The organism is Streptomyces sp. CO7 (assembly GCF_053474865.1).
This window is the reverse complement of the sequence record NZ_JBRIOU010000002.1, coordinates 494,283-498,532: the sequence shown is the minus strand read 5'-3', so window position 1 is coordinate 498,532 and position 4,250 is coordinate 494,283. Positions and strand designations below refer to the sequence as shown.

Below are 4,250 nucleotides of genomic sequence, written 5' to 3'. Positions count from 1 at the left end.
CCCCTGCAGACCTGGTCGGCGGACCGCCGCGGGAGGTTCACGACCGCGGTGCCGCGCCGACCGGGCCGCCGCTTCGGCCGCTGCCGCAGGACCGGTCCCGTCAGTAGCGGATCTCGACCGGGCGGGGGCCCTCCGCGTCGGGTTCCGGGGGCTCCGGCAGCCGACGCGCCGTCCCGGCGGCGATGCGGTGCGCCGACCAGGCCGCCGCCGCGGCGTCGAGCACGTCGTCGACCGGGACCCGGTCCGCCTCGCCGATCGTGTCCGGGAGCACCAGGCCGGCCTCGGCCAGCAGCGCGCGCCGCAGGTTCTGGCCGCGCCAGGTCTTCTTGGTGTGGGCGAGCGGCACCCCGCCCGCCAGCGCGCGGAAGGACAGCTCGGGATGCACCTCGTGCAGCCGATCGTCCCGCAACCAGCACTCCCGCGCCTCGAGGAGCTTCGGCTTCAGTGCCCAGGCCTGCTGGGTGAGCCGGTTGCCGGTGAGTTCCTGGCACCGGTCGGAGGCCGCGGTGTAGTGCTGCTCCTGCCAGGCCGTCCTCGGCGCGGCGAGGAACAGGCTGTTGCGCCGCGGTCCGAGCAGCGCCCTGGCCGCGAGGTCCGCGGTGCGCCAGCCCTTCTCGACCAGGCCCAGCGGCATGTCCACCGCGACGGCGGCCACCTCGCCCGCGCGCTCGACCAGTCTCTCCAGGCGGAGGTCGACCAGGCTGCCCGCGTACGCGCCGTCGATGAGCGTGACGCCCACCCATCCCTGCTTGCCGCAGGCATCGACCCCGAGGACCTCCATCGTCCCTCCCCCTCGCCATCAAGCCGTGTCGTGCCGTGCCGCAACGTAGCAGTCGTGCGGTTCGGGAGGAGGCGGCACGGGCCGCGGCTGCCCGGTGTCACATTCGGGCGGGCTGCCTGGTCCTCCCGGGTGAAGGCTCCTTTCCGACCCGGAGGCGATCACCATGGCCCGCATCTCGCTCGACCCGCCGCGCACCCTGCTGTACCGGATCGGCGCGTGGTACTCCCGGCGCGCCTACGGCGAGGTCCTCGACCCCGTCCGGGCGATGGCCCACCACCGTCGGGTGACGCTGACCGACATCCGTCTCGAGCTGTCGGTCGCCAGGTGGAACAAGCTCGACCCGCAGCTCAAGATCCTCGCCGTGATGGCCTCCTCTCACCTGATCGGCTGCTCCTGGTGCACCGACTTCGGGTACTGGGAGGCACACGACGAAGGGGTGCCGAGCGCCAAGCTGCACGCCGTGCCGTCCTGGCGCGAACACCGCGAGGTGTTCACCGAGGCGGAGCAGGACGTGCTGGAGTACGCCGAGGCGATGTCGGCGACTCCCCCGGCCGTGACCGACGAGCTGGCGGCCCGGCTGCTCGGGCGGCTCGGCGAGGCCGCGTTCGTCGAGCTCACCGCCATGGTCGCCGTGGAGAACCTGCGGTCCCGGATGAACAGCGCGTTCGGCCTCACCGGTCAGGGCTTCGCGGACCGCTGCGCGGTACCGTCGCGCTCGTGACGGCGTTGGAGACCTTCCAGGAACACCGGCCGACGCTGTTCGGCATCGCGTACCGGATGCTGAGCAACGTCGCCGACGCCGAGGACGTCCTGCAGGACGCCTGGCTGAGGTGGAGCGGCGTCGACGTCGGCGCGGTCGAGCAGCCGCGCGCCTACCTCTGCCGGATCGTCACCAACCTGTGCATCAGCCGCGCGCGGTCGGCCGCCGCCCGGCGCGAGTCGTACGTGGGCCCCTGGCTGCCGGAACCGCTGGTGACCGCGCCGGACGACGCCGGCGGCGGGGTCGAGCGGGCGGAGGCGGTCTCGCTGGCGATGCTGGTGGTGCTGGAGACGCTGTCGCCCCTCGAGCGGGCGGTGTTCGTCCTCAAGGAGGTGTTCGGCTTCGGGTACCGCGAGATCGCCCAGATGCTGGAACGCAGCGAGGCCTCGGTGCGCCAGGTCGGCAGCCGGGCCCGCGGCCACGTGCGGGACCGCCGGCCCCGTTACGACGCGCCCGCCGAGCTGCGGCGCAAGGTCACCGACGAGTTCCTGGCCGCCTGCCTCGGCGGGGACGTCAACCGGGTGATGGCCATGCTGGCCCCCGACGTGACCGCCTGGACCGACGGCGGTGGAAAGGTCCGGGCCGCGCTGCGTCCGCTGCACGGCGCGGACAAGGTCGCCCGCTGGCTGACGGCGGTGATGGCCAAGCCTCTCCCCGACCCCGGCGTGCACCCCGTGCTGGTCAACGGCAGCCCGGCGCTGCTCATCAGCTCGGGCACCCGCCCGGACCTCGTCGCCTGCTGCGAACTCGCCGAGGACGGCACCGTCGACGCGATCCGGCTGATCCGCAACCCGGACAAGCTCTCGCGCGTACGACTCCCCGGTCACGCCTGACCTCGCGCCCCGGTCACGCCTGACCTCGCTCCCCGGTCACGCCTGACCTCGCGCCCAGGACCCGGCGCCGCGGACCGGTGCTCTCCATCCGCGGCATGCCACGTCGTGCCGCGTCGCACGACCCTTCCTCTGCTCCACGACCGCCTCCGTGATGTGACCTCCATCACGTTACCAGCGGTATCTGAAACAGCGCGTCGCAGGTAAATTGCGAGTACCGCGTACGAGAGCCACAGCGCCACGCGCCCGGTCAACCGCCGACGCCTCCAACGGCGTTGCCCTGTCCGCCCCTGTCCCCCAGGGCTCACGAGCGAGAGCGAGGCCCCCACGATGGAGCAGCAGCACGTCGACGTCCTGGTCGTCGGCGCCGGCATATCCGGCATCAGCGCCGCACACCATGTCCTGCGCGACAACCCCGACAGCTCACTCGTCGTGCTCGAGCGCCGTGCCCGCGTGGGCGGAACGTGGGACCTGTTCCGCTACCCCGGGATCCGGTCGGACTCCGACATGCCCACCTTCGGGTTCGGCTTCCGCCCGTGGCGCGACGCGCGCATCCTGGCCGACGGCGCGCGGATCCGGCAGTACGTCGAGGACGCCGCGGCCGACGCCGGTGTCCTGGAGCGCATCCGGTTCGGTCGCCGTGCGATCAGCGCCGACTTCTCGCGGGACACGGGGCGTTGGAGCGTCGAGGTGGAGGATGAGGGCACCGGTGAACGCGAGTCGTACAGCGCCGGCTACCTCGTCGGCGCGACCGGCTACTACGACTACGACCAGCCGTACCGCCCCGAGTTCCCCGGCGAGGCCGACTACTGCGGCACGCTCGTCCATCCCCAGCAGTGGCCGGAGGGCCTGGACCACGAGGGCAAGCACGTCGTCGTCATCGGCTCCGGCGCCACCGCCATCACCCTGCTGCCCGCGATGGCCGACACCGCCGCGAGCGTCACCATGCTCCAGCGCTCCCCCACCTACGTCCTGACCCTGCCCGAGGTGGACCCGCTGACCGCGGTCCTGCAGAAGCTGCGCGTCCCCGCCGGGCTGACGTACAAGGTCGTCCGGGGCCGCAACATCGCTCTGCAGCGCGGGAGTTACGCCTTCTGCCGCAGGTTCCCCCGCCTGGCCCGCAAGGCGCTGCTCGGTCTCGTCCGGGCCCAGGCCGGCAAGGGCGTCGACATGCGCCACTTCAGCCCCACGTACGACCCCTGGGACCAGCGGCTGTGCGTCGTGCCCGGCGGCGACCTGTTCAAGGTGCTCAGGAGCGGCAAGGCGTCCATCGCCACCGACCACATCGACACCTTCACCGCCGACGGCATCCGCCTGAAGTCCGGTGAGGAACTCCGGGCCGACATCGTCGTCGCCGCGACGGGCCTGAACATCCGCCTCATGGGCGGCATGGAGATGACCGTCGACGGCGCTCCGGTGGACGTCAGGAACCGCGTCCTCTACAAGGCCGTCATGCTCGAGGGCGTCCCCAACCTGTCCCTCGTCATCGGCTACACCAACGCCTCCTGGACGCTGAAGGCGGACCTCGCGGCCGACTGGACCGCCCGCCTGCTGGCGCACATGCGCCACCACGGACACGACATCGCCACCCCGGTGGCCTCCGACGGCGACCGTTCGGAGTTCTCCGTCATGGGCGAGGCCCTGACCAGCGGCTACATCACCCGGGCCGACGCGGTCATGCCGCGCCAAGGCACCCGCGCCCCCTGGCGGCTGTGGAACAACTACTACCGCGACCGCGCCATGCTCCGGAGCGCCCCGGTGGACGACGCGCCGCTGCGCTTCGAGAAGGCGGGCGCCCAGGAAGCGGCCCGCGCCGCCTGACCGCCCGGCGGCACCGACAGCCCACCTGGCGGCACGCCACACGAACACACCGCCGCAC

4 protein-coding genes are annotated in these 4,250 nt (G+C 72.6%); 3 read left to right on the top strand and 1 reads right to left on the bottom strand.

The features are described from left to right. Window positions 1-100: 100 nt before the first annotated feature. Window positions 101-781: a DUF429 domain-containing protein gene (locus tag ACOV8S_RS04175; protein WP_448316162.1), complete on the bottom strand. Its 681-nt coding sequence runs from the start codon at window positions 779-781 to the stop codon at window positions 101-103. Between the two features lie 163 nt (window positions 782-944). Between ACOV8S_RS04175 and ACOV8S_RS04170 the strand changes: the two genes are divergently transcribed. The 3 genes from ACOV8S_RS04170 to ACOV8S_RS04160 all read left to right on the top strand — a co-directional run bounded on the left by ACOV8S_RS04170 (window position 945) and on the right by ACOV8S_RS04160 (window position 4,192). Beyond that, window positions 945-1,502 (top strand): carboxymuconolactone decarboxylase family protein, encoded by a 558-nt coding sequence (locus ACOV8S_RS04170; RefSeq protein WP_448316161.1) that lies wholly within the window; start codon window positions 945-947, stop codon window positions 1,500-1,502. Next, the gene (locus ACOV8S_RS04165; RefSeq protein ID WP_448316160.1) at window positions 1,499-2,374 is read left to right on the top strand and encodes an RNA polymerase sigma-70 factor; all 876 of its coding nucleotides are present in this window, start codon (window positions 1,499-1,501) and stop codon (window positions 2,372-2,374) included. The genes ACOV8S_RS04170 and ACOV8S_RS04165 overlap by 4 nt, the downstream gene beginning before the upstream one ends. 327 nt (window positions 2,375-2,701) lie before the next feature. Beyond that, entirely contained in the window at window positions 2,702-4,192 is a 1,491-nt protein-coding gene (locus ACOV8S_RS04160; protein ID WP_448316159.1) for a flavin-containing monooxygenase, read from the top strand. Window positions 4,193-4,250 lie beyond the last annotated feature (58 nt).

Bases quoted from the DNA above. Each gene is read 5' to 3' on its own strand.
- ACOV8S_RS04160 (WP_448316159.1), top strand. From the start codon at position 2,702: ATGGAGCAGCAGCACGTCGACGTCCTGGTCGTCGGCGCCGGCATATCC.
- ACOV8S_RS04170 (WP_448316161.1), top strand. From the start codon at position 945: ATGGCCCGCATCTCGCTCGACCCGCCGCGCACCCTGCTGTACCGGATC.
- ACOV8S_RS04175 (WP_448316162.1), bottom strand. From the start codon at position 781: ATGGAGGTCCTCGGGGTCGATGCCTGCGGCAAGCAGGGATGGGTGGGC.